Source organism: Polyangium sp. y55x31, from assembly GCF_029946505.1.
Taxonomy (GTDB): domain Bacteria; phylum Myxococcota_A; class Polyangia; order Polyangiales; family Polyangiaceae; genus Polyangium.
This window is the reverse complement of the sequence record NZ_JARZHG010000020.1, coordinates 118,711-144,004: the sequence shown is the minus strand read 5'-3', so window position 1 is coordinate 144,004 and position 25,294 is coordinate 118,711. Positions and strand designations below refer to the sequence as shown.

The window sequence follows — 25,294 nt, the reverse complement described above, 5'->3', positions numbered from 1 at the left end:
CCGGGGTTTTCCCACTACACCCGCGACGCGCGGATGGCGTGGCGGAGCGCTGCCTGCAGCGAGCCGAACGTCTTGACGGAGAGTGGCACGCCGAGCTCGACCAGCGTGCGGGCCATTGCTGGCCCGAGGCCCGAGACCAGGCATTCGCTGCCGATGAGGCCGGTCGCGCGGATCATGTCGCCGAGGTGCGAGGCAATCGAGGCGTCCATCGTCGACGCCCCCGTCAAATCGAGGATTGCGAAGCGCGCGCTGCTTCGCACGATGGCTTCGAGCAGGCTCTCCGTCATCCGCGTCGCGCGTGCGGCGTCGATTCCGCCGACGACGGGCATCGCCAGCACGCCTGCCCACAGATCGAGGACCGGCGCCGAGAGCTGCTCGATGGTGGCGGCCTGCGCGCGTTCGCGCTCGCGCGCCGCCTCCTCCTCTTTCACGCGGTCCGTCACGTCGGCCACGAGCGAGGCGACACCCACGACCTGGCCGTCCTCGTCGACGAGCGCCGTATTCGTCCATTCGCACGTGATCAGCCGGCCGTCCTTGGTCAGGTTCTGATTGAACCCGCGCACTGGCCCCTTGGCCTGCTTGATTTGCTCCCAGACGTCGGCCACGTACATTCGTGCGTCCGGCGGCACCATGAGATCCTGGCCGTAATGGCCGAGGACCTCCTCGCGGGACCAGCCGAAGATGGCCTCCGCCGCCGGATTCCAGTCGACGACGCGGAAATCGGTGTCCCACTCGACCATGCCGATCGGCGCCTGCTGGAAGTGCAGCGCGAGCCGCTGCTGTGAGCGGTAGAGTGCGTCGCGGATGCGCCTTTGCCCTGTGACGTCGATGCCGACGCCGTAGAAATACTTGAACGCGCCGTCGTCGTCGTAGACGGGCCTTCCGTGCCACTCGACGAGCAGCTCCCGGCCGCTCCGGGTGATCACCCGGTTTTCATTGTACGTCGTGCCGCGTGAAGACACGAGCTCCCCGAACACGCGCCGGAGCATGTCGTGATCCCGTACCGGGACGAACATCGTCGCGTAATCCTGACCGATGACCTCTTCGCGCGTATACCCGAGCGCGCCGAGCATCGTCCCATTCATGTACACCGTGCGGCCGCTGGCATCGATTCCGACAACGAACGTCGGCGAGGTGTCCAGGATCTCGTGCGCAAGCAGGGGTTCCACGGCGTCCGACATGATGGTTCGCGCGCCGCTTGCGTTTCGCGGGTACAAGCGGCCACGGTACGTTACCCGAGGGCCTCCGGCACCGCAAGGCTCCACGGACACCATTCGTATTGCGGAACACGCGTAATTTTATTGACGCATCGGGCGCGTTTGCGTTTCGATTCCGATCGTCGCTCAGATTTCGTTTCCCGCTCGGCGACGAAGCCCCGGTTGGCTCATGGGGAGCCGCCGGGGCTTGTTTTTGGTGAGCCCCGGCCGCTCGCTCGCTCGCTTTCGGCTACGGAATGTCTTCGAGCCCCCCCGGCATCGGGTAGGGCCACGTGCTCGCGGTCGCGCCGCCGTCGACCTCCAGGATCTTCCCCGTGATCCACGATGACGCCGGAGAGGCCAGGAAAAGTACGGAGGCCGCGATGTCCTCCGGCGTGGCCAGGCGACCGAGGGGCGTCTTCGCCGTCATCTTGTCCAGCACGTCGCCGGTCCCGATGAACATTTCGAGCGCGTCCGTCATCGTCGCGCCCACAGCCAGCGCGTTGACGCGCACCCGTGGCGCCCATTCATGGGCGAGCAGGCGCGTCATGTGATTCAGCGCGGCCTTTGCGGCCCCGTAGGCGACGAAGCCCGTATCCACGCAGTGGCTCATCGTGGACGAGATATTCACGATGGCCCCGCGCGTCCGCGCGAGGTGCGGCGCGGCGATCCGGGAGAGGTGCAGCGCGGAGACGACGTTGAATTGGTACGACTCCAGCATTTCCTCGTCCGACAGCGCGACCGCGATCTTCGGCGGATACCCGCCCGCGTTGTTGACGAGCACGTCGAGCCGGCCGAACTCCTCGAGCGTGCGCGCGAGCAGCCGGTCGAGATCCGCGCCCACGGTCACGTCCGTCGGCACCACGAGCGCGCGCCGCCCGCGCGCGCGGACCTCCTTCGCGGACTCCTCCAGCACGTCCGCCCGGCGCGCGGCGAGCACCACGTCCGCCCCTGCCTCGGCCAGCGCAATCGCCGAGCCGCGACCGATCCCGCGGCTCGCGCCCGTGACGATCGCGACCTTGTCGTTCATCCGGAAAACATCGAGGATCATGATTCGTCTACCCCTTGGCCTTCCTCGGCGGGCGCGGAAAGAGCGCCGGCACGCGGTTCATGTGATCGGCATAGCCGGGCCTGCGCGCGACCGATCGTTTGTCCATCAGCGGAATGCTGATGAACACGAAGAGGCAGGTGATCCACGCGGGCCCGATGAGCGGATACCGGATGCCCGGATCCGAGGCGAGGGCGAACAGGAAAAGCCCCCACCAGAACGTGATCTCGCCGAGGTAATTCGGGTGGCGGCAATACGCCCACACGCCGGTATCGAGGATTTTCCCCGGCACGGTGTTCGTTCGTCGGAATGCGCGGAGCTCCGCGTCGGCGCGCGTCTCCAGGGCGATCGCGCCCGCCGTGACCACGAACGCCGCCGCGTCGAGCCACGAGAGCGGCTGCGTGCCCGTGGCGAGGGCCGGGAAAAGCGACAAACAGCCGAGGAACACGCATACCGTCGGCATGAAGTGCAGGCCGAGGAAGCTTATCAGCCAGTAGGCGCGTCCCATCGATCGGCGCAGATCGACGTATCGAAAATCCTCGTGGCCGAGACCGTGCCAGCCACGCGCCCAGTTCCACGTGAGCCGCGCGCCCCACGCGAGCACGAGCGCCGTGACCAGGATCCGCCGCGCCACGGGCGCGCTGGAAGCCTCCGGCGACATCGCGATCGCCGGCGCGATCACCATCGGCGCGACGCTCCAGTACGGATCGTACACGCTCGAATTGTTGCAAAGCACGCTCCCCACGAAGACCACGACCGTCGCTGCCGCGTCTGCCGCGGCGAATGCGAAGATCGACGAATGGTCCGACGCGAGCGCGCGAAACACGAGCCACGCGACGACGGTGCCCGCGACGTACGCGAGCGTCACGATCCCGAAATCCCGGGTACGATTTTCGGTTTTGCTCATCTCCCTTCCTCCGGCAAACCCGACCAGCTCCGGTCGTCTTTCGGCCCGCGCGCCGGGACCACGTCCACGACGAACCCCGTGAGGTGCGCCATGCCGGAGACCCGTTCGAGCCGCTCCGGCCCATCGGCCGCGAGCAAATTGACGTTCACGCCCCGCGTCTTTTGCGCGACGGAGAGGCCCTTTGCATGCTGATGACCCCAGCCGTGCGGCAATGCCACGGTCCCCGGCATGAGGTCGGCGAGCAGGCGCACCGGCACACGCACCGTGGCCACGTCCGTCGAGACATCCGCGAGATCGCCGTCCGAAAGACCGATTCGTTTGGCGTCCTCGGGGTGCACGTAAAGGTGGTTCGTCCCGCCGTCCGGCTCGGCGAAATCTTCGAGGTTGTGGGTCCACGAGTTGTGCGTCGTGACCCGCCGGCGCGTGACGAGCTTCAGCTTGCCCGCGCGCGCGAGCTCCGCCTCGTAATCGGATTCGAGCTTCTTCGCGGCGCAGAGCAAAACCTCCGGCGCGAGGTTCACCTTGCCGTCCTTCGTTATCACGCGTTTGCCGAGGAAATCATCGGCGCGGTGCGGCGGGCGCAGGATCCCGTGCGTCTTCTCCGCGAGCCGGCCGAACGTCCCGTTCCCGGTCGCGAGCAGCATCGCCGACAGCAAGAGCTCCTGCGGGATCGAGCGGGGTTCGTCCGGATGGAACCACCCCTGCGCCGCCGTGACGAGCTCGAGGGCGCGCTGGGCGATGGCCGAGCCGAAGATCGGTTTGCCCGCGGCGCGGCAGAGGTCGAGGTAAATCGTGGCCTCGTCGCGCTGATCGCCGTCCTGCTTCACGACGGGCCGGGTCGCCTGGAGGTAAGGCCTTCGCTGAAGGCCCAAAAGAAGCGGGAAAATGAAGGGCAAATCGGCCCGTTCGAGCGGCGACGTCGCCGGCAGGACCCAGTGCGCGAGCGAGCCGGTCTCGTTCACGAAGAGATCGAGCGTGACCAGCAGATCGAGCTTCTCGAATGCGCGCCGCAGCCTCCCCGCGCCCGGCATCGTGATGAGCGGGTTTCCCCCGGTCACGAAGAGCGCGCGGATCTTGCCCGGCCCGTCCGTGAGGATCTCGTCGGCGAGCAGGCCGCCTGGGAATGCGTCGTTCACGGAGCGGAAATCGCCGATGCGGGATCGATCCTCGCGGAGCAACGTGCCCGTGCGCCGGCCGAATGCAGCGAAATCGAAGATCCCGCGGCCGACGAGCGTCCCGCCCTCGCGATCGAGGTTGCCCGAGGCGGCGTTGATGCACTCGGCGATCCAGAACGCGAGCGAGCCATTCCGGCCCATGTTCACGCCCGTCGATACGTAGATCGCCGCGCGCCCCGCGTCCCGATACGCGCGCACCATCGCGCGGAGCACGTCCGGCGCGATCCCCGTGACGCGCGCCGTGCGCTCGGGGGTCCAAGGCTCCGCAATGGCGAGGACCTCGTCGAGCCCTTTCATGAAGCGCGCCGCGCGCGCGCGATCGAGCCCGCCCACGGCCGCGAGCTCGCGCAAAAACGAGAGGAAAAACCAGACGTCCGTGTCGGGCCGGATGAAGACGTGCTCGCCCGCGACCTTGGCGCTCTCCGTGCGCCGCGGATCGACGACGAAGAGCTTTCCGCCGCGCGCTTCGATGTCCTTCAGCGCCCGCGCCGGGTTCGGGACCTGGAGGAAGCTCCATTTCGATACGACCGGGTTCGCCCCCACGACGATGAGGCATCGTGTCCTGTCGAGATCGGGAAACGAGAGCGTGAACGGGAAGCCGTACATCTCGCGGGATACCGCGAACTTGTTGCTGCAATCTTGCGTCGCCGAGGCGTACATGCTGCGCGAGCCGAGCCCTTGCATGAAGCCTTGCGCGAAGACGGGGTGCAGCACCGAGAAACCCGCGGCCGTGCCGACGTACATCGCGATCGCGTCGGGGCCGTGTTCATCGTGGATCCTGCGAACGCGCGCGCCGATGTCCGCGAGCGCCGCGTCCCAGGACGCAGGCTCGAATCGATCGCCGCGGCGTGCGAGCGGGCTCCGCACGCGGTCGGGCGAGGCGTACATGCGGTGCTGCTTGAGGCCTTTGGGGCAAGCAAAGCCCTCGGTGGCGACGTGCCGCGCATCGGGCCGGAGCGCGACGACGCGCCCGGCCTCGACGTCGGCCTCGAGGCCGCAGAGGGCCTCGCAGATGCGGCAAAAGGTATGGTGTGTATCGGCCATAGGAGGACGCCCGGGCGAGCCGGGCGGCCTCATATAGCGATGACGCTGGCAAGTGACCAGTGGTCAGATCTCGAAATCGGCGGGATACTCGTCGTCCCCGGGCTGGCTGCCCGCGGCGATGACGCGGGTCTCCGGGGGTTTCACGGCGACGCGTGATCGCTTGGGGATTCCCCGCGTGAGGAAGACCGAGCCGCCGACGACGCTGCCTTGCCCCACCACGGTCTGGCCGCCGAGCACCGTCGCGTTCGCGTAGAGCGTGACGGAGTCCTCGACCGTCGGGTGGCGCTTCGTGTTGCGAATGACGCGGCCTCGCTCGTCCTTGGGATGCGACATCGCGCCGAGCGTCACGCCCTGGTAAACTTTTACGTGACCGCCGATGTGGCTCGTCTCGCCGATGACCACGCCCGTCGCGTGATCGATGAAGAAGCTCTCGCCGACGGTCGCGCCCGGGTGGATGTCCGCGCCGCTGCGCGAATGGGCCCACTCGCTCATGATGCGCGGCATGAGCGGCACGCCGAGCACGTAGAGCTCGTGCGCCACGCGGTGCACCGTGATCGCGAGCAAGCCCGGGTAGGAGAGGATCACCTCGTCGAGGCTGCCCGCCGCCGGATCACCGTCGTACGCCGCTTGCACGTCGAGCAGCAGCGTGTCGCGGATCTCCGGCAGGCGGCTGAGCAGCCGGCACGCGATGTGCCGGCCGTACTCGGCGCAGCCCCCGACCTGTTTGTCCTCCGTGCCGTCGCGCTCCGACTCGCCGGCCCAGCAGAGGCATTTCTCGATTTGTGTCGCGAGCTTCTCGCGCAGCGTCGAGACGAGCGTGACGACGTGGTACCGAAGGTTGCCGTCCGTCAGGTCCTGACGCCCGTAATAACCGGGGTAGAAGACCTGGAAGAGGAGCTCGATGATCTCGAAGATCTCCTCGCGGGAGGGCAAAAACTTCTTGCCGATGTAGTGGCCGCGGCGATCGCGCTCGTAGCTCGCGATCATCCCGTCCACGACTTTGCCGAGGCCGTTTTCCGGATCGCCCATGACGAACTTCAGGTGGCCGTCGCCTTCTCCACGGCCTCGAACATGCCCTCGAAGAGCGCGGTCGAGAGGTACCGCTCGCCCGCGTCCGGCAGCACGGTCACGATCGTCTTGCCCTCGAACGCGGGATCGTTCGCGAGCCGGAGCGCCGCGACCATCGCCGCCCCGCACGAGATACCCGCGAGGATGCCCTCCTCGCGCGCGAGCCTCCGCGCCATCGTGATCGACTCGTCGTTCGACACGGTCTCCACGCGATCCACGAGCGACAGATCGAGGTTTCGCGGGACGAACCCCGCGCCGATCCCCTGGATCTTGTGCGGCGAGGGTTTTACCTCCTGCCCTGCGAGCGTCTGCGTGATGACGGGCGAGTGCGTCGGCTCGACCGCGACCGTGACGATCTTCTTGCCCTTCGTTTGCTTGATGTAGCGCGAGACGCCGGTGATCGTGCCGCCCGTGCCGACGCCGCTGACGAGGACGTCGACCTCGCCGTCGGTGTCCTCCCAGATCTCGGGGCCCGTGGTCTTCTCGTGGATGGCGGGGTTCGCCGGGTTCTCGAACTGCTTCATCAGCACGTACTTGTCGGGCTGCGTCGCGGCGAGCTCCTCGGCGCGGGCGATCGCGCCCTTCATGCCGAGCGGGCCGGGCGTCAGGATGATCTGCGCGCCGAGCGCGACCAGCACCTTGCGCCGCTCCATGCTCATCGTCTCGGGCATCGTCAGCACGCAGGGGTAACCCCGCGACGCCGCGGCGAACGCGAGCGCGATGCCGGTGTTGCCGCTCGTGGCCTCGACGATCGACATGCCCGGACGGAGGGCGCCGCGCTCCTCGGCGTCCCACACCATCGCCGCGCCGATGCGGCATTTGACCGAGTAGGCGGGGTTGCGGCCTTCGACCTTGGCCAGGACGGTCGCGCGCGCGCCCGCCGTGAGGCGGTTGATCTTGACGAGGGGCGTGCGCCCGATGCTGCGTGAGTTGTCTTCGTAGATACGCGCCATGGGGCGCGGACTCTACCACGCTCGCCGCGATCCGGGGGCGCTCTCGGCACGAAGTGGTGCGAAGCGGACGCGCGCCCCCTCGCTTGACGCGCGATGGCCCCCGCCATACGGCCCATAACCCAGAAAACCCATGCACAAGATCGGCTTGCTCGTCTCGGTTGCCGCGCTCCTGCTCCCTGCGTGCGGGAAATCCTCGGATCCGGCGCCCGCGCCGTCAGGATCGGCCGCGCCCGCGGCGGCCTCGGCGGCCGCGCCCGCGCCCACGGCGAGCGCCGCCGCGGCTGCGCCCGCCGAGACGAGCGCGTATTCGATCGTGCTCGAAGCTCCGGGCGAGATCATGATCACGGCGATGAAGGGCGGCGCGTTCCTCGCCGTATCGAGTCTCTACCTCCCCCTCGGCGAGGGGCCGCTCGTGCAGGATCCCGCGTTCATGAAGGGCCTCAAAAAGGGCGAGCCGTCGTTCGGCCTCGACGGCGGCGAATGGCCGAAGTCCGCCTGGATCCTCGCTGTCGACGAGGAAGGCAAGGGCAAGCTCTACAAATGGTTCGACTCGCTCGGCGGCCGCTGGGAGCCGCAGCCGATCCTCCGAGAGGGCGAGATCGTGCAAAGCCAAAATGTGATCGGCGAAAACGTCGTCGCCGCCATCCAAATGCCCTCGAACGATATCCGGATGGCCCTCCTCGGCGGCAAGGGCGGCGTCCTCCCGGCGCCCGCGGCCGCGAAAAAAGCTGCGCCGGCCGGCGATGGCGCCGAGGAGGCGCCGAGCGATACGCCGCCCGAGAACGACAAGAGCTGCAAGGTGAAGATGAGCCCCGATGGGCCTTATCTCCTCGCCGGCACGCCCACGGGCGAGGCCTTCGCGGCGGGCTACGAGTGCCAGGACGGCGGCGGCAAAGGCGCGCCGATGGTCGAGCGCTGGGAAGCGAAGAAGGTGCGCGGCACGGTGGAGCCGCTTCCCGCGCCGGCCACGGGCTCGCTCGTGCTGATCGGCGTCGTGGCCGTGTCGGCGACGGACGCATGGGTCTACGGGAACGCGGACGGGGCGCCCTACCTCGCGCACTGGGACGGCAAGGCGTGGGCACTCGAAAAGGCACCCTCCGGCAAGAAAATCAACCACCTCACCACGATCGAGGGCGGCGCGCTCCTCGGGAGCTTCGAAGATGGTTTGTACACCAAGAAGTCCGGGGGCGCGTGGGAGGCCGTGGCGCTGCCGAAGAAGCCGGAGGGCTTCGAGCCCGAGACCGCGTACGCGCGCACCGCGACCGACGTGTGGGTCGCCGGCAAGGCGGGCGGCAAAAGGTACCTGCTCCGCTCGGCGAAGGTGGACAAACCCGTGGTCATGCCCTCCGAAAAGGAGGTCCAGGCCACGCTCACCTCGAACTTCCGCTACCCCGCGACGCCGCTCTGCGCGAAGCCGTACGCCCACCTTTTCTCCATCGGCCCGAGCGCAACGCCAATCCCGAAGGAGCTCCCCGCGGTGAAAAAATCGTTCGAGGGCAAGAAGTTCGACGGGGCGAAGCTCGTCGTGGAGGACGACGGCCGGAGCCTGTTCGTGGGCGCGAAGGCGGCGAACGTCGAGCAAGCCGAGGCGATCGTGAAGGCGTTCGCCGAGGCAAACCCGAAGACGACGCCCCGCGTGTTCTGCCACGAGCCGCAGGTGAAGAAGGACGTCGACTGGCCCTGAGGGGACGAAAGAAGGGAATCGCGTCCGCTACTGGCAGAACTCCTGCGTGCACATGCTGCCGATCGGCGCGCAGGTCCCGCAGCTCTCGTTGCAGCAGTATTCGCCGGGGCCGCAGATGTTTTCCCTGCAGCGAACCCGCCCCGGCCCGCCCGATGCGCCCCTCAGGCAGCCGCAGCCGCATGCGTCGGAGAAGGGCCGCGACCCCGCCTCGCAGCGGAACAGAATCGCCGCGCACCGGGCCCTGTCGCGCGAGACGTAACGTCGTCGCGGATCATTGCAGCCGAACGCCGGCGGCGGTCGTCCCCCTCCGACACACACGCCGATACAATCCGCGCCGCCTCGGCGCGGATCACAATCGTCCCCCGGCAGATCGACGCACCGCAGGCCCTCGGGACACCGGAGTCCCGCGAATCCGCCGCAACGCGGGAGCCGCGCGAAGTCCTGGAGGGAAAGCTCGTCCTCCGCAGCGCCGAGGTCCTCTTTTTCCGCAGCCGTGAGGGGCAGGCCCGCATCGAGCTCGTCGTCCGTCGGTTCGCCGGCGACGCAGGCGCTCCCCACGATCGCGGCGCCGAAGGCGAGCCCGAGCAGCGCGAATCCTTTGGTCCACATACGATCACTCCCTTTCACGCTCGGGGGGAGCTCGTGGAGACGAGCGAATCCCCCCATTTCCTTTGTCGAGCACGGCGCGTACCGCTGCCCCTGCGTGCATTCGGCGCCCGGGTGATCAGGAATGGCACAGCGCAGATGTGGCGCGTTTGGGAAATCGGACGAGATGGGAGAGCCGATTCGAGGGCGCTTCCATTGACACGGCATTTCGTCACCCAAGGAAACGATCGAGGTGGACCATGGGAAAGCGCATGGGTGGGACGATGCTGGCCTGCATGATCGGAGCGATGTGCTGTTTCGCCGGGGCCTCGGCGCGCGCCGAGGAGCGAGGCGCGCCGAGGAGCGAGGCGCGCGAGGGGACCTCGGAGGCCCGAGGCACCCTCGTCGCCGAGCCGACGATGTGCGCGCGGTGCATGCGCGGGTGCCTGCGCGGCGACTATCGATGGTGGCCGTTCAATTGCGAGACGCTCTGCGCGGTCCTTCTGTGCAGGCCCGAGCACAGGGTCGGCGCCGACGACGAGGTGACGACACGCTCGATTCAGCCCTGATGCGAGCCTTTCTGGGGCGCCGTGCTCCGGAACGCGGCGTTGCCCTGGAAGCACGTGACCGAAGGCCCGTTCGGGCTCCACGGATGGTAACGCGACACGTCGACGGGGGCTTCGCGCACCGTGGCCCCCGCGGGCGTCGTGACGTACGCCGTGAGCGCGTGGGTCACGTCGTCGGCGAGCAGGCGGCCCGAGAGGACCTGGAAATTGGCGCTCCACGAGCCATCCTCGGTGAGGTGGCACCAGCCTTCGGCGATCGAAAGCGGGGCAATGACGTTACACACCGCGTCCGGCGGTGCTCGCATCTCGCATGCCCGACCCGCGGGGGTGATCTCCATGCAGGGTTTTCCGTCGAGGAAAAGTTCGATACGCTCGGGGCTCTCGCCGCCGGGAATCGAGCCGGGGGCGTCGAAGCGGACGCCGAGGCTCGTGAAACAGAAGGCGCCCGGCTCCTCGGCGCCGCGCGCCGGATCGGCCTGGGAGGCGAACGAAACGAGCAGGGCAAAGACGGCGGCGAATCGCGTTCCGTGTCCGTACATGTCCCCTCGGCATACCAATTTCCATGCCGGTTCCGTCCGAAAGACTCCACGCGCTCCTTCCGTTTGACAGGCCGGCGCCCCGGCGCTTTCATCCCGCCGCTGGAACACGACGATGCCCGATCCCGCCTCGCAGCTTCTCCCGTACGACCAGATCAAGCAGCAGCTCGACACCGGCGCCGTCGCGTGCCTCGCGTCCGCGAGCCCCGAGCTCGTGAACGCGCATCTGCCGGTGATCTCCTACAAGAAGTCCACGATCACCGTCGAGCTCTCGTTCCAGAGCCTGCCGAAGGAGGCGTTTTTCCCCATCGTCGACGTGCTCGCGCAGTATTTCCGGTACTTCTCGGAGTTTCGCCGCAGCTATTTCGGCGTCATGGTCGTCGCCGATCATCACAGCCCCTTCGATCGCCGCATGGCCGAGCGGCGAAAGCCGGGCGAGGGGCCCGATCTCCCGCCGCCGATGAAGGTGACGTTCCGGTTCGATCCGAAGGGGCAGGGCGCGATTCATTTCGAGAAAGAGGCGCTCCTCCTGCAAGAGGAGGTCAATTGTATCCTCGACGTCCTGCGCAAGTACGCCTTCCACGCGGGCGACGCGGCGAGCGCGGGCTCGCCCAAGCAGAAGCTCGCCGAGCTCGGCGCCGTGGTCTTCGAGGCGAGCCCCGCGTTCGCGGAGGATCGCATCGCCGGCTACGAGCGCACGAAGCGCGAGGTGCGCGAGACCATCGTGCTGCCGCTCCTCCACCCCGAGATCTTCATGGCCGTCGGCGAAATGGCCCGCACGCGGCCGGGCGCGAGCGTGCCGCGCGCCGTTCTTTTCGAGGGGCCGCCGGGCACGGGCAAGACCACGATGGCGCGCGTCATCGCGAGCCAGAGCGGGATCCCGCTCGTCTACGTGCCCGTCGAGTCGATCATGAGCAAATGGTTCGGCGAGTCGGAAAAACGGCTCGACGCGATCTTCGACCGGGCCGGCGCGCTCGCGCGGAGCATCGTGTTCCTCGACGAGATCGACGCCTTCGCCGGCTCGCGCGACCGGGCGATGCACGAGGGGACGCGTCGTATCCTCTCGGTGCTGCTCCGCCAGATGCAGGGGCTCGTCGATACGAGCAACGTGGTGGTGATTGGCGCGACGAACCGCAAGGACGACCTGGATCCGGCGCTCCTCAGCCGGTTCAACCTCTTCGTCCATTTCCCGCTCCCCGACGCGGAGGAGCGGGCGAGAATCCTCGCTTATTATGCGAGGCACCTCGGCCCCGAGGAGCTCCGTTCGCTCGCGGAGAAGGCCGAGGGGAGGTCGGGGCGTGAGCTCGAGGATGCGTGCGGCGTGGCCGAGCGGATGTGGGCCTCGCAGATCATCGCGACGAACGCGAGCGTGACGCCGCCTCCGGTGGAGACGTACGCCACGGCGTTCCGGCTGAAATTCCGCTTGTCGGGGGGAGACGGGGCTACTTGACCTTCGGGCAGGCCGCGAGATCGGCTTCCTTGAACTTCTTGCCGTTCTCGAGGTCCTTCTTCGTCTCGCCCACGTTGCCCTGCGTGGCGTCCTTGGCGGGCGCCCAGGCGGCGTCCTTCGCGGCGAAATCGTTGAGCATCGCGACGGCGCTCTCCTCGAGCTCGAGCTGCTTCTGGAGCGCGGCGATGTAACCATCGTCCGCCTGCGTGAGGGCTGCGCAGCCGTTCTTGAGCTGCTCCAGCGTCACGCTGGCCGGGTCCTTCTTGTACTTGTTCACGAGCGCGTCGTACGCCTCGGCGGCCTGCGTGCGCGTGCCCATGGCGATGACGCCCGCGGCGAGGCGCTGGTTGCGCACGAGCTCGTACTGGGCGAACGCGATCGGGGGCGGCGCGCCCTGGAACAGGCCGTCACGCGCGGAGCTCAGGAACATGAACGTGTAGGGCGCCGTGAGCTCGGTCGACGTCGTCTTCATCGGCAACGCGGCGACCTTCGGCTGGAGGCACGCGGCGACCTGCGCCCCGTTCGGGTCCGCCGGCGGCTCGATCGTCACGGCCGGCGCGCCCGTCTGCGTGAGCTTGACCTGGGCCTTGAGGAGCACCGGATCGGCGCTCTTCCACGGCGCATAACAATCGCAGAAGCTGCCCTGCGCGAGCCGGATCGTGCCGGCCACGTCGGAGGCCTCGCTGACGCCCATCTTGACCGTGGGCATCACGCTGGCGATGTGCTTGTATTGCACCTCGGCCGTCACGTTGTTCGCGGCGGCGGCTTTCTTTTCCCAGTCGGGGGCCGTGGCGGCGAACTTGTCGACGGCGGTCTTGATGCATTGCTCGCCGGCGGGCGTGATGTTCTGGCCCGTGATGGCGTGCGCGAGCTTGCCGCCCGAGAGGGTGGTCTTGAGGGCGAGGCTCGTCTCGTCGGCGGGGCCGCGGTTCTTCGGGTCGACGAGGCATTCCATGACGAACGGCCGGGCCGCGACGAGCAGCCCGGTGAGCACCTCGCCGTTGATCTTCTCGGGCAGGGCGGGCGCTTGCTGGAAACAAACGCCGAGATCGACGGGGTTGATGTTCACGATGCGCTGCTGCGTGGAGACGGGGCCCGTCTGGCCGGCGCCCTGGCCGGTCTGCGATGCGCCACCACACCCGAGCCCGAGGCCGAGGGCGAGGAGCGGTAGAGCTTTGCGGAGGTGGATCATGGCTTCTTCCAGTTGGTTTTACCGGCGTCCTGCCGGCGGGCGCGGAGCTTAGCGGAAGGGCTTGGCGGGGCACAAGCGCGGCGGGAACGGTTTTTCCGGCTGCCGGAGGGCGGGGACGGATCATTTTCCCAAAACCTCGCCCCTCCTCGAACGTCTGAGATCTCTGGCCCGGCGGCCGCCGGGTGGATCGGACGGAGGTTCGAGCATGGACGCTTCGGAGCGCGTGGGCAGGGGGCAGGGCGAGGAGACGGCGGGCGGGTCCGGGCGATCCGGCGGGGTCGCGCGGATCGCGCTTGTCCTCGGGACGGCGCTTTCGGTCGTGGCGGGGCTCGAGTGCGCGCCTTCGCGACACGCGAGCGTGAAGCCGGATGCGCCGCTCATCGTGGCCGAAGAGCGCCCGCGCTTCCCGCGGAGCCCCCACGCGAACCCGCGCTGGTCCTGGCCGGGGATGGCGCATTTCCAGTCGACGTACGAGGAGGCGGATCGCCGGGCCAAACCCATTCGCCTCGCCCACGGCCTGCTCGTCAAGGACGTGGACGGTGAGCACGCGGAGGTGGAGGACGTGGTGCTCTCCATCGAGCGTGAGGCCGAGAGTGATGTCCACGAGCTTCAGGTCGAATTCGCGGCGACCGACGAGGCTTACGATCAGGCTCGTTTCTGGAATCGATCCGGATGGAAGCTCGTGACGGGCTCGATGGAGCGGGCCGCGGCGGGTGTGCCGCTCGTGTTCGAGAGGGGTACGTCGCGGATTCGAATCGAGCCGACGTACGTCTCGTCCGAGGGCCGCATTCCGATGGAGGCGCTCGACGCGTGGTCGTACGTGGCCGCGCTGCTGTCGTCGGACCCGCCCGTCTACGACAATGCGCGCGCCACGTTCGAGGAGGACGCGGGGGAAAAGATCGCGGCCGCGCGGGCCGCGGGCGACAAGGAGAAGGCGCTCTCGTATTATCGAGTCTGGCGCCCGATGGGCCGATGCTCGATGGATTCTCGGCCGGCGCAGGTCGCGCGCGAGTACGCGGAGCTGTGCTACGAGATGGGCAAGCTCGGCTGTTTCCTCCAGCTCCAGCTCCGCATCATGGGCGACCAGTTCGACCGGGTCGCATATTCGAGTTACGGCGAGGCCTCGCACGCGACCGAGGCCGAGCGGCTCACGGAGACCGGGCTCGATGTGGACACGTTCCTGCTCGGGCTCGTACTGCGCTTCGGCGGCGTCTCGCGCGAGGGAGAGCTCGGCGGATACCGGCTCGTGCGATCGATCAAGGAGTCGGGGCACAAGGCGCCGATCGCGGCGCGGCTTTCGGCGTGGGCGAAGGACGGCACGTTCGACGAGTACAGTCGGCTCACGGCGACGCAGATCCTCGCGCTGCTCGAAGAGGACGCGGCGCTCGCGGACGAGGAGGCGCTCTCGGAGATCGCGCGGCTTTGGCTCGCGCGGCATCGCGCGAAGAAGTAGTCTCGTCGGTCATGATCGCGAAAGGTCCGGCCCTCGCCCTGCCGTTCGTCCTGCTCATCGCTGCCTGTTCCATGGACGGACCGGGATCGTCGCCGGCCACGACGAGCAGCAGCGGAAGCGGCGTCGGAGGCGGGGGCGGCGGCGGAGGCGGCGGCGGAGGCGGGGGCGGAAGCGGCGGCGGGGGCGGCAGCGTGCCCGAACCTTCCGGCCCGATCCGATATCCGCACGGCCTGCGACATTCGCCCCTCTCGAAGACCGTCGTCGAGCGATGGAAAGTCATTCTCGCCACGAGCCCCGGGCGCCCGACCGTCTTCGCCAAGGTCGGTGATTCGAATACCGTCAATACCGGGTTTTTGACGTGCTTCGGCGGCAATGACATCCAGTGGGGCACGAGCGCCGCCCTCGAGCCGACACGCGCGTTTTTCGGGAAAGACCTCGCCGACGGGGCGAAGACCTCGTTCGAACGGACGACCCTGGCCGCGAAGGTCGGCTGGTCCTCGGGCGCCGTGCTCGCCGGCGATCCTTCGCCGATCGACCAGGAGATCGCCGCGATCACGCCGGCCTTCGCCGTCGTCCTCCTCGGCACGAACGATACCTATCCGCAAGGCGTCGAGCCGTTCGCGCAAAACCTCCTCCGCGTCGTCGACGAGCTCGCCGCGGCCGGCGTCGTCCCGCTTCTCACGACCTTGCCCCAGCGCGACGATACCGACGAGGCCCGCGCGCTCGTCCCCGAGATGAATGCGGTCGTCCGCGCCGTCGCCCAGGCCCGGCAAGCGCCGCTCATGGATCTCTTCGGCGCGCTCGCCGAGCTCTCCGATTTCGGCCTCGTCGGCGACGGCATTCACCTGCAATCGTTCGCGCAGGGCGGCGTGCACGCCTGCTGGTTCGACGCCGCGGGCCTCGGCGAGGGGATGAACCGCAGAAACCTGCTCACGATCGAGGCGCTCGACCGCGCCCGGCGTTTCCTTCTCGAAGGCGAGGCGCCCGAGCCGCGGCCCAAGGACCTCGCGGGGGAGGGGACCTGGGAGAGCCCCTTCGAGATCGACGCGCTTCCTTTCGTCGACGATCGCGACACGACCGCGAGCAAGACCTCGATCGCGAACCAGTATTCGTGCAGCCCCGTCGACGAGGGCGGAGCCGAGGTCGTCTATCGGATCGAGCTGAAGGAGCCGACGAGCCTGCGCATTCGCGTGTTCGACGCCGCGGGCGTCGATATCGACGTGCACTTCATGGAGGATCCGGGCGGCGCCGAGCTTTGCGTCTCCCGCGCCGACAAGGTGCTCGACGTGAGCAGAGGCCCGGGGACGTACTGGATCTCCGCGGATACTTACGTGAGCGCGTCCGGGCCTTTGCCCGGGCCCTACCTCTTGACCGTGCTCGCGCTCGACTGAACGGGCGAATCCCCGGCCCCATCGGCCGGGCTCGTGATACGCTCCGCGCCGATGGCCCTCGTCGCCCACTGGCCCGTCCCCATCACGTCCGTCGGACCGTCGAAGGGGGGAACGACCGTCTTCCGTCACGCTGGAAAGCTCCACGTAACGTGCGTGCTCAAGGCCACGTTCAAGCTCGTCCCCAACGAGCCGATGCAGCCTTTGGCCCCGGAAGAGCTCTTCCGGGCCGAGATGCACCACCGCGACAACCCGACCCGCAGCATTCGCGCCACGAGCGACGTCGTGCCGCACCTGCCGCGCGTCGATATCGTGCTTTCCGGGCACGCCTGCGCGCCCGCGGGGACGACCGTGACCCGGCAGGTCGTGCGCCTCGCCGTCTTCCATGGCCACGCCCTGCTCGACAAGACGTTGCACGTTTACGGCGATCGCAAGGGCGCCGAGATCACGCCGTTCGACAAGATTCCCCTCGTGTACGAGCGCGCGCTCGGCGGCATCGGCTTCCGGCCGAACCCGCACGGCACGGGGAAATCGCCCGGATCCGCGCCGCCGAACATCGTGTACCCGACGGACGGGAGCCTCGTCGCGGGCTTCGGGCCGATCTCGCGCGCGCTCGCGCAACGCAAATTGCTCCTCGGCTCGCTCTCGCCCATGGCGCTCGAGCAGCCCGTGCCGGAGATCCCGGCCGATTTCGATTGGACCTATTTCCAGGCCGCGCCGCACGATCAGCAGATCGAATCCCTCGTGGGCAACGAATGGATCGTGCTCGAAGGATTGCACCCGGAGCATCCGCGGATCTCGTCGCGCCTGCCCACGGCGCGGGGCCTCGTGACGCTCTTCGGCCTGTCGCCGGGCGCGCCCGAGGCGGCGCGCACCATTGCGATGCGGCCCGACATCCTGCGCATCGACGCCGATACGCTGCGCTGTTCGCTCGTTTGTCGTGTCGTCGTGCCCCTCGACGACGAGCGGGCCCTCGGCACGTTGCGGGTCGCGGGCGGCATCGAGACCGAGGGTCGCCCGCTCGCGCACCTCTTGACCCCGCCGCCGATGCCGGAAAAGAAAGGGCAATCCCTGGTCGCCACGGTCGACGACCTCGCCACGACCATGGCCCGGGGCGATATGGGCCGCAGCGATACGGCCCGCAGCGATACGTGGTCGCGCGGCGGGAACGAATCGACGATGGTGCTCGAAGACATCGTGCCGAGCTCGGAGCCCATGCCATTCGCGCAGCGGCGCGAGAAAAACGCGTTCGAAGGGACGTACGCCCTCGACGGGGACGCGGCGGTCGCCGCGCAGCACAAGCCTGCCATTCCGTTCGCAGGCGGGCCGAAGACAGCCGTGCCCTCGGCCTCGGGCGCTCCCATTCCGGGCGCGCCGTGGTCCCATGTCCCCGTCGAGGCCGCGCCGGTCCCGATCGTCGAGGAAGCGACGCGCGCGCTCTCGTTCGCGTCGGATCTCAAGATGCTCGATTTCGTCGAGGAAGACGCCGAGCCGCCGCCCCCGCCCCCGAGCGCGCCCGCGCCGGCCGCGCCGAAAGCTGCGCTTCCGGCAGCGGCCGCTCCCCCGGCTCCGCCGCGCCCCGCGCGGACCGATCCGTGGGCGGAGTCCCCGAAGGAGCCGAAGGTCGAGATCCCGAAACCTCCGCCGCCGCGCATCCCGCCGAAGCCGGCGGTCAACAAATCGCTGTACGGCGGATTCGGGCCGCCCAAGAAAAAGAGTTAGTCAGGACAGACGGGCGCGGGCCGCGTCGCATGCGGCCGCGAGCCACGCGGGGCCGAAGTCGCCTTCGAGGGCGAGATCGGGCTCGACGCCGACGCCGTCGATCGGGGCCCCATCGGGCCCCGTGCAAAATGCGGCCGTGCGATACGCGAACGAATTCTCCTCGCCGGGGACGAGGCGTTGCGCGCTGCCTTTTCCGTGCGTCCGCTGGCCGAGGACGAGCGCGCGGCCGTTCGATTTCAGCGCCGCGGCGACGATTTCCGCGGCCGAGCCCGTCCCGCCGTCGACGAGCACGACGAGCGGCATCGTGTACGCCGCCGGCAATTCGGCGCGACGAACGAGCTCGTCCCCCTCGGCGTCCTCGATCCGGACGATCTCCGCGCCCGCGTCGAGGAACATTGCTGCCCAGGCGACGACGGCGTCGAGATCCCCGCCTGGGCAGCCCGCGAGATCGAGGACGAGCGCGCGCGCGCCTTCGGCTTCGAGCTTTCGCGCCGCCACGTGAAAACGGCTCGTGATGTCGGTCGTGACGACCGCGACCCGCACGTATCCGATGCCGTCGTCGAGCATCGCGGCCGTGAGCGGCGCCGCGCCCGCGCGGCCGAGAATGGCGTCACCGAGCGCGGCCGCGCGCGTGGCCGAGACGTTGTCCGGCGAGGCCGCGGCCGGGGATTGTGCGTATGTGTAAAACACGTTCACGGCGCTCGGGACGACGACGGCGCCGAGGGCGTTGTTCCCGGTGTTGCCCATCGTCGGGCAGGTCAGGCTGATCGCGGGCATCTTGTCGACGAACACGATCGGATTGCCCATGATGTACTTGCCCGGGCCCTTCACGGTCCAGTGCGCCGTGCCGGCTTCGTCGCCGGAGGTCATCGCGATCATCGACCCGAGGTTCAGCGCGTGGACGCCCGAGACCTTGACGATCGGCGAGAACACCGAGGCCTGCGCGTTCATCGCGATGTTCGGATAAGGAATGGGGACGGGACCGACCGGGGTGGGCGTGAGGCACACGTCCGGAAACCCGAAATTCATCCCGACGCCGCGGTTCGATGCGGGGAGCATGTCAGCGCGCCTCCTAGCCCAGGTGGACTTCCTTGCCGTTGATCGAGACTTTTTCCTCCGTGAGGATCGTCGCGCTCTTCGCCTGCGAATGCATCGAGCCCTCGACGACCGTGTACGTTTGTCCCGCTTGCACACTGAGGAGCTCGGTGACGCGCTGGCGCAGCGTCGAGAACGCCTGGACGACCTCGGAGGCGATCGTGCGGATCTTCTTCGTGGTCACGGAGAGCTCGGGCGAGGCGATCTCGACCCCGCGATCCGCGGCGATCCGGAGGGTCCCCGCGGCGCGGAGCTCGGCGTCGGCAGGGAAATGCAGGACCGCGGGGCCTTGCGCGTGCACGACGCCGATGATCCAGTGGCCTTCGGCATTGCCGATGACGAGCACCTCGTCGCCGGGAACGGGCTCGTACGCATACGCGAGGGCGAGGCGCGCGTGGACCTTGCCGCCTTTCGGCAGGTCGACCTCGATTTCGGCGGGGCGGACGGACGCGACCGTCGCCGGGCCGAGGTAGAGGCCCTTGTCTGCGGTTTCCTCGAAACGCAATCGCGCCACATTCGACATGGGGTCTCCTTCAGGTTCCTTCGCGCGGCGGGGGCCTGTAGGCCTCCGCTTCGAGCCGGTCGACATCGGTGCGGCGGACGCCGAGCACGTTCGCGCCCACGAAGAGCGCGCCCGAATCCCGGACGTTGTGCAGGTTGGCGTGGGAGAGGTTCGTCGAGGAGAAATCGGCCTCGCGCACGTCGGCGTGGGAAAAGTCCGCGTGGGAGAGCTTCGCTCCGCCGAAGATCGCGCCTTTCGCCTTCGATCGCACCCAGAGCGTCTCGCGCAGGTCGGCGCCGCCGAAATGGGCGAAGCCCGCCTCCGCCCCGGTGAACGTCGCGTGCCGGAGCCGCCCGCCGGTGAAGCGCGCGCCCGACGCCGCCGCGTCCCCGAAAAACGCGCCTTTCGCCTGGAGCCCCGTGAGATCGGTCGCTTCGAGCCGCGTGCGCGCGAAGCAGGCCTGCGTGGCCGTGGCATTCGTGAGCTTCGCGCCCGAGAGGTCGGCGTCCGTGAAATCGGCGTGCGTGAAATCGCAGCCGGCGAGGTTCATGCCGCGGAGGTTCGCCTTGAAAAACGAGCAGCGGTGCATGGAGAGGCCCGCGAGGCGCAGGTTCCGGAGATCCATGCCGCCGAAATCGACGGTCTTGAACGTGGTCCGCTCGAGCTTCGCGCCTTCGAGGCTCGCCTCGCGGACGCTCGCGCCCCACAAGAATGCGTGCGAGAGCACCGTCCCCGCGAGGACCGCCCGATCGAGCTGGGTCATGAGGAGCCGCGCGCCTTCGAGGCTCGCCCCGGAGAGGTCGGCCTCGGTGAGCGTGGTCATTTCGAGATCCTGCCCCGCGAGATTCACGACCACGAGCTTGGCGCGCTGGAAGATCGTGCGCTTCAAATTCGCGTTGGCGAGGTCTGCGCCCGTGAGGTCGCAGCCCGAGAGATCCGCCATTTCGAGGTTCGCCCCCGCGAGGCGCGCGTCGCGCAGGCAGACGCCGCGCAGCGACGCGAAGAAGAGGTTTTTCCCCGCGAGATCGGCGCGATCGGCCTCGCCCTCCTCGGCCGGGAGCACGGAGCCGTCGTCGCGATTTCGATCGAGCTTGCTCAGGATCGCCCGGTCGAGCTGGCATTTGCCGAGGGCCTTGGGCAGCGTCGCGCCGCGCAGATCGGCCTCGTGGAAGAGGACCACGTCGAGCGTCGCGCCGTCGAGGTTTGCCCGGACGAGCCGCGCGCGCGAGAGGACGGTCTGCTCCATGCGGATGCCGCGGAGGTTCGCGCCCGTGAGGTTCGCCCCGAGCAGCACCGTCTGATGGAAGACGGCGTTTTCTGCATCCACGCCCGAGAGGTCCGCGCCTTCGAGCATGGCTTCGGAGAAATTCGCGCTCCAGAGCCGCGCCCGCGCGAGGTTTGTCCGCGGCAGGACGGCGCGACGCAGGTTGGCCGTCGCGAGGCTCGCGCCCGCGAAGCTCACGCGCAGGCATTTCGTGCCTTCGAGGATCGCCCCTTCGAGGTTCGCGCCTTCGAGCGAGGTGTCGAAGAGCTCGGCCTCCGCGAGGTTCGCGGCGCGCAGGGAAGCGCCGTCGAGCCGCACGCCGCGGAGCTTGGCTTTCGCGAGTTTGGCGGCGCCGAGGTCCTGGCCACGGAGATCCACGCCGTCGAGGGTCACGCCCTCGAAGCTCTCTCCCGATCGGAGGCGCGCGGCGAGCTCGGCCGGGCTCACGCGCCACGCTCCAGGGTGGAGCGCTTCAGGTTCGCGCCGTTGAAATCGGCGTCCTTGCCTTGCGCGGCGGTGAAATTCGCCTCGTAGAGGTTTGCCTTCACGAACTTCGTCCGGCTCACGAGCGCCCTCGAAAAATCGGCCTCGAAGAAGTTGGCTTGCGTCGCGTCCACGCCATCGAGCTTCGCCTTGTAGAACCGGGCCCCCGGGAGGTTTGCCCGGACGAACGAGGCCGCGGTCGCGGAGACGCGGGTGAAGTGCGAGCTCGGGAGGTCGGCGTGGGAGAGGTCGGCGTCCTCGAGGTTCGCGCCTTCGAGGAGGACCTTTTCGCCGGAGGCATCCGCGAGCGAGGCGAGCACGAGGTGCGCGTCGTGGAAGCTCGCGCCCGCGATACGCGCGCCCACGAATCGCGCTTTGCGCCCGCGGACACGCGCGAGGAGCGCGGAGACGAGCGAGGCGCGCTCGAACGAGGCGCCGTCCATCGTGGCCTCGGTGAAATCGGCGCGCTCGAAATCGGCGCGCTCGGCGCGGGCGCCCGTGAGGTTCGTCCGGGTGAACACCGCATACGGGCCGCTCGCCTGCGCGAGCGTGGCGCCTTCGAGGTCGCCGTCCTCGAAGAAGGCCGTTTCCAGGGACGCGCGGCTGAAATCGGCATTCTTGGCGCGGACGCGGGCGAGGTTCGCGCGCCGGAGATCCGCGGAGACGAGGCGCGCGCCTTCGAGGTTCGTCTTGAAGAGCACGGCGTCGCGCAGGTTCGCGCCGGAGAGATCGGCGCCGGAGAGATCGGCGCGCGTGAGGATCGCGCCTTCGAGGTTCGCGCCGCGCAGGTCGAGGCCTCGCAAATCGCGCCCGGTGAGGTCCTGCTCGGAGAGATCCCGCCCGGGGCCGGGTTCGTCCGTCGAAATGGGGCCCGTGGGCGGGCGGTAGGCCGGATCGAGCTTTGGCCAGCGGGGATCGTGGGGGACGGCTTCGAGCTCGGCGAGCTTGGCGGAGACCTCCTCCCGTTTGTCCGCTGGAACGTCCTTGTCCGCGAGGGCCTTTTTGACGCGCTCGGCCTCTTCGAGCACGCTGCGCATGGTCCTGCGCAAGCCGAGCGGCGGGAGCACGCCCGGCTTCTTGATCACCATCGAGGGCGGCGCGTCGTCGACCGCTTGCGCGGACTTCGCGAGATCGGCGTCGATGTCTTTGTGCCCCTTTGCCTTTTCCCGCGCCTCGGCGATGTTCTTTCCAACCTGCTCGACCATGGGCGCGCCGAAGGCGCCGAGCTTCTGATCGATCTTCGCCGAAATGGGATCGAGATCCGAGCGCAGGGGAGGCGCCTCGCCACGCTTTTCGGCCTGCGCGCGGGCGACGACGTCGGCGAATTCGGGCGGCATGGCCGCGGCGAGGTTCACGGGATCCTTCTCGAAGGCGAGGAGGATGTCCCGGTAATGCGCCTCGGGCAGGGGCCTCGTGCCGAGCTGCTCCTGGGCAATGAGCATCGTGCGGACGTCTTCGAGATCGTGCTCGCGCACCTCGATGACGCCGCGGAACGTCAATTCGAGGACGTTGCGATCGAGGTCGGCGAGCAAGGTGTCGAGCGAGATCGGCACCTCGCGGAACCGGCCGGCGTCGTCGTGCACGAAGGCGCGGACGCGCGTGCCGGGCAGGCGCGTGCGCAGCGTGGGCTCGGTCGGCGAGAGGTTCTGGAAGAGGAGCTCCTCGTCGCCGCGCAGATACCCGGGGAGCTGCTGATCCGGGGGCGCGGCGTGGAAGTGCGTCCAGTCGAAGTCCTCGGCGTAAAACGGCGCGCGTTTGTCCTGCCAGGCTTTTCCGTATTCCTTGCCGAGCTTGTTCGTGCGGGCCGGCCAGAACGGGCTCACGGGGCCAAACCCCGCCGGAATCGGGCGATCCCCGCGGTTTCGCACGGGCGCATCCGGGTATTCCACGTTGGGCAGCTCGTCGCCGAGGCCCTTGCCGGCGGGGTTGTCCAGAAAACCGGGGCCGCCGAACGCGTTCGCCCAGGTGAGGGGCATTTTGGTGAAGCCGATCGGAGCCGAGGGGACGGCGCCGGGCAGTTTGTCGGACCAGGCCCGTCGTCCGACGACGCGCAAGGTCTTCGACCAGGCGCCGACCGCGAACCGGACGAGGCACTCCGTGAGCGGAATGCCGCCGGCGGCGTGGCAATGGCCCTTGACGAAAACCTCGGCGTTCAGCTTGAAATCGGCGAAGTCGCTCGGAAAGAGGCACTCGCCCGCGCGCTCCTCGTCGCCGTCTCCAAATGTCTCGCCGGAGAGAAAGCGCTGATCGATCGGCTGCTCGACGACCTTCAGCGCGCCGCCGGGCCCGAGCGCGTACGTCGCGCGGACGACGACGGTCATCTCGGGCTGCGGCGGGCGCCGCGAGGTGAGCTTCGTCCCGACGAGGAAGGGAGTGAGGTTTTTCGTGAGCATGACGTCGCCGGAAGCTCAGAGCCCGAGCTGCACCTGGACACCGGCAATGCCTACCTGCAATGCGGTGAGCTTGCTCTCGAGCGAGACCGATTTGTCATTGAGGGTCGCGTGCATGGTCTCGAGCGAGGCATTGAGCTCCTTCAGCGCGATCTCTTTCTTGTCCGGAATCCGGATCTCCTCGTGGTGCTTGCCGATCGTCCACTCGTGGCTCCACCCGATCGTGAGGCCGACGCGCGCGCCGAGCGTGAATTCGCCCGTGATCCCGACGATGCTGATGTTGCCCTTCGCGCCGATGATCTCCGTATCGAGCTGCGCCGCGGCGATCGTGAGGCTGCCGAGCGTGCCCGCGATCGTGGTCTCCATCTGCGCGCCGACGGTCGTGAAATCGTTCGCCGTGACGATGTTCGACACGGAGTTCGACGCGACCGCGTACGTCTCTTCATGCATCGCAGGAACGGGCCTGTCGATCTTGCCCGTCTTCGAGATGATGCTGGCGTCGCAATACGTGTACTCGTTGATGTCGCCCGTGACGTCGGTCGTCGAGCTCGTCGTCGACGCGTACGTCTCCTCGGTGATCGAGGGGACCCGCTTGTTCGGGCTGCCCGTGTAACTCTCGATCTTCGAGGCCCAGGTCTTCTCCAGGATCTCGGGGTTGCCGAAGGGTTTTTCCAGATCGGCGTTCCATTCTTGCGGGTTCTCGGAGCCCACGATGGAATGCTTGTAGTTGCCGTACCAGTGCTCGTAGAAGTCGCCGGCGTAATCGCTGGTCTGGCAGAAGTTGTTCGTGGTGTTCTCGAGGTGCCAGGTGCCGCGTTGCCCGAACAGGCCAGGCCGGAACTCCACGCGCACGCTGGCGCCGGGCATGGAGGCCGGGCCGAGGTCCTGGAGATGGCCGCCGGAGAGGTCCCAGCCGCCCGCGCCCCCGGGATCGTCCTGGCGGCTCATCACGACCATCTTGTAGTTGCCGCGGATGACCTCGACCTTGTCGCCATAGGTGGTCGAGATGCGATTGCCGTCCGTATGATCCCACCAGCCGCCGCGCGTGAGGAGCGCCGCGCTATGGGCCAGGCGCTCTTCCTTGAGGCGTGATTGGTTCTCGCGGTCGTCGTCGCCCCACGGCGGATCACCGATGCGCTGGTCGTCGAGGAAAACGCCTCGGTCGTCCTTCTTTTCCTCGCCCGTCTTCTCGTCCTTGATGATGTCGCCGTTCTCGTCCCTGAGCGGCAGGACGCCGACGCCGGTGTTGTCCTCGAGGTTGGGGTATTTCGTTCGGACCTCGGCCCCGTAAGGCAACGTGGCGGGGCCGCCCTGGCCCGACGAGACCACGAGCGCCACCCGGGCAAGCTCGTTCGCTCGTTTCGCGGCCGGATCGTTCTCCGGGTGCTCGTGGAAGGCGCCGAGCCGCAAGAACGAGCTCATCGTCTGGCCCTGGCGATCGCCCTTGGGAATCAGCGGCGAGGATTCGTCGTCCGGATCCTCGTGCACCATCTTGGCCGGCTGCCCGACTTGATCGATCGCGAAATCGGGCACCGAAATCAGAAGGTACTTGCCCTCCGCCGAGACATCATCCGCCATGTGCTCGCGCCTCCT

General features: G+C 68.4%; 20 protein-coding genes. 6 read left to right on the top strand and 14 right to left on the bottom strand.

All coding sequences use genetic code 11. The features are described 5' to 3' along the window. Positions 1-14: 14 nt before the first annotated feature. From QHF84_RS29960 to cysK, 6 genes are all read right to left on the bottom strand, one after another. Positions 15-1,169 (bottom strand): PAS domain S-box protein, encoded by a 1,155-nt coding sequence (locus tag QHF84_RS29960; RefSeq protein ID WP_281316878.1) that lies wholly within the window; start codon positions 1,167-1,169, stop codon positions 15-17. Between the two features lie 277 nt (positions 1,170-1,446). After that, positions 1,447-2,247: a glucose 1-dehydrogenase gene (locus QHF84_RS29955; RefSeq protein ID WP_281316877.1), complete on the bottom strand. Its 801-nt coding sequence runs from the start codon at positions 2,245-2,247 to the stop codon at positions 1,447-1,449. 7 nt (positions 2,248-2,254) lie between these two features. Next, positions 2,255-3,151 carry a DUF1295 domain-containing protein gene (locus QHF84_RS29950; protein WP_281316876.1) on the bottom strand — a complete coding sequence of 299 codons (897 nt, stop codon included), beginning with the start codon at positions 3,149-3,151 and terminating at the stop codon, positions 2,255-2,257. Beyond that, complete coding sequence (locus QHF84_RS29945) at positions 3,148-5,370, bottom strand: molybdopterin-dependent oxidoreductase (protein ID WP_281316875.1); 2,223 nt, start codon at positions 5,368-5,370, stop codon at positions 3,148-3,150. The genes QHF84_RS29950 and QHF84_RS29945 overlap by 4 nt, the downstream gene beginning before the upstream one ends. A gap of 63 nt (positions 5,371-5,433) precedes the next feature. Beyond that, positions 5,434-6,399: a serine acetyltransferase gene (locus QHF84_RS29940; RefSeq protein ID WP_281316874.1), complete on the bottom strand. Its 966-nt coding sequence runs from the start codon at positions 6,397-6,399 to the stop codon at positions 5,434-5,436. A gap of 8 nt (positions 6,400-6,407) precedes the next feature. Next, a complete protein-coding gene (cysK, locus tag QHF84_RS29935) occupies positions 6,408-7,391 on the bottom strand; it encodes a cysteine synthase A (protein ID WP_281316873.1) in 984 nt (327 codons plus the stop codon). 130 nt (positions 7,392-7,521) lie between these two features. Between cysK and QHF84_RS29930 the strand changes: the two genes are divergently transcribed. Beyond that, on the top strand, positions 7,522-9,075 hold the full coding sequence (locus QHF84_RS29930; RefSeq protein ID WP_281316872.1) for a hypothetical protein: 1,554 nt from the start codon (positions 7,522-7,524) through the stop codon (positions 9,073-9,075). A gap of 27 nt (positions 9,076-9,102) precedes the next feature. Here the strand turns inward: QHF84_RS29930 and QHF84_RS29925 are convergent, their stop codons facing one another. Beyond that, a complete protein-coding gene (locus QHF84_RS29925; RefSeq protein ID WP_281316871.1) occupies positions 9,103-9,684 on the bottom strand; it encodes a hypothetical protein in 582 nt (193 codons plus the stop codon). A 236-nt stretch (positions 9,685-9,920) separates the two neighbouring features. Here QHF84_RS29925 and QHF84_RS29920 point away from each other — a divergent pair, with 236 nt between their 5' ends. Continuing rightward, positions 9,921-10,229 carry a hypothetical protein gene (locus QHF84_RS29920; RefSeq protein WP_281316870.1) on the top strand — a complete coding sequence of 103 codons (309 nt, stop codon included), beginning with the start codon at positions 9,921-9,923 and terminating at the stop codon, positions 10,227-10,229. Here the strand turns inward: QHF84_RS29920 and QHF84_RS29915 are convergent. Continuing rightward, positions 10,220-10,765 carry a hypothetical protein gene (locus tag QHF84_RS29915; protein ID WP_281316869.1) on the bottom strand — a complete coding sequence of 182 codons (546 nt, stop codon included), beginning with the start codon at positions 10,763-10,765 and terminating at the stop codon, positions 10,220-10,222. The two genes, QHF84_RS29920 and QHF84_RS29915, sit on opposite strands and share 10 nt — an antisense overlap. A 112-nt stretch (positions 10,766-10,877) precedes the next feature. Here QHF84_RS29915 and QHF84_RS29910 point away from each other — a divergent pair, with 112 nt between their 5' ends. Next, entirely contained in the window at positions 10,878-12,212 is a 1,335-nt protein-coding gene (locus QHF84_RS29910) for an ATP-binding protein (protein ID WP_281316868.1), read from the top strand. On the opposite strand, the gene QHF84_RS29905 is transcribed toward QHF84_RS29910, so the two are convergent. After that, the gene (locus QHF84_RS29905; RefSeq protein WP_281316867.1) at positions 12,205-13,404 is read right to left on the bottom strand and encodes a hypothetical protein; all 1,200 of its coding nucleotides are present in this window, start codon (positions 13,402-13,404) and stop codon (positions 12,205-12,207) included. The two genes, QHF84_RS29910 and QHF84_RS29905, sit on opposite strands and share 8 nt — an antisense overlap. A gap of 205 nt (positions 13,405-13,609) precedes the next feature. On the opposite strand from QHF84_RS29905, the gene QHF84_RS29900 reads away from it, so the two are divergent. Genes QHF84_RS29900 through QHF84_RS29890 form a run of 3 tightly spaced genes read left to right on the top strand, consistent with a single transcriptional unit; the run spans position 13,610 to position 17,967 of the window. Further along, complete coding sequence (locus QHF84_RS29900) at positions 13,610-14,857, top strand: hypothetical protein (protein ID WP_281316866.1); 1,248 nt, start codon at positions 13,610-13,612, stop codon at positions 14,855-14,857. A gap of 11 nt (positions 14,858-14,868) precedes the next feature. After that, positions 14,869-16,248: an SGNH/GDSL hydrolase family protein gene (locus QHF84_RS29895; RefSeq protein WP_281316865.1), complete on the top strand. Its 1,380-nt coding sequence runs from the start codon at positions 14,869-14,871 to the stop codon at positions 16,246-16,248. Positions 16,249-16,299: 51 nt separating this feature from the next. Beyond that, complete coding sequence (locus tag QHF84_RS29890) at positions 16,300-17,967, top strand: DUF2169 domain-containing protein (RefSeq protein ID WP_281316864.1); 1,668 nt, start codon at positions 16,300-16,302, stop codon at positions 17,965-17,967. Here QHF84_RS29890 and QHF84_RS29885 read toward each other — a convergent pair whose 3' ends face one another. From QHF84_RS29885 to QHF84_RS29865, 5 genes are read right to left on the bottom strand one after another with little or no spacing between them, the layout of a single operon-like run. Beyond that, on the bottom strand, positions 17,968-19,026 hold the full coding sequence (locus tag QHF84_RS29885; protein WP_281316863.1) for a S41 family peptidase: 1,059 nt from the start codon (positions 19,024-19,026) through the stop codon (positions 17,968-17,970). It abuts the gene before it with no gap. Between the two features lie 13 nt (positions 19,027-19,039). Then, entirely contained in the window at positions 19,040-19,585 is a 546-nt protein-coding gene (locus QHF84_RS29880) for a DUF3540 domain-containing protein (RefSeq protein ID WP_281316862.1), read from the bottom strand. Between the two features lie 10 nt (positions 19,586-19,595). Further along, on the bottom strand, positions 19,596-21,275 hold the full coding sequence (locus tag QHF84_RS29875) for a pentapeptide repeat-containing protein (RefSeq protein WP_281316861.1): 1,680 nt from the start codon (positions 21,273-21,275) through the stop codon (positions 19,596-19,598). Beyond that, on the bottom strand, positions 21,272-23,704 hold the full coding sequence (locus QHF84_RS29870) for a DUF2169 domain-containing protein (RefSeq protein WP_281316860.1): 2,433 nt from the start codon (positions 23,702-23,704) through the stop codon (positions 21,272-21,274). Before QHF84_RS29870 ends, QHF84_RS29875 begins: the two co-directional genes overlap by 4 nt. A 15-nt stretch (positions 23,705-23,719) precedes the next feature. Beyond that, complete coding sequence (locus QHF84_RS29865; RefSeq protein ID WP_281316859.1) at positions 23,720-25,279, bottom strand: hypothetical protein; 1,560 nt, start codon at positions 25,277-25,279, stop codon at positions 23,720-23,722. Between the last annotated feature and the right edge of the window lie 15 nt (positions 25,280-25,294).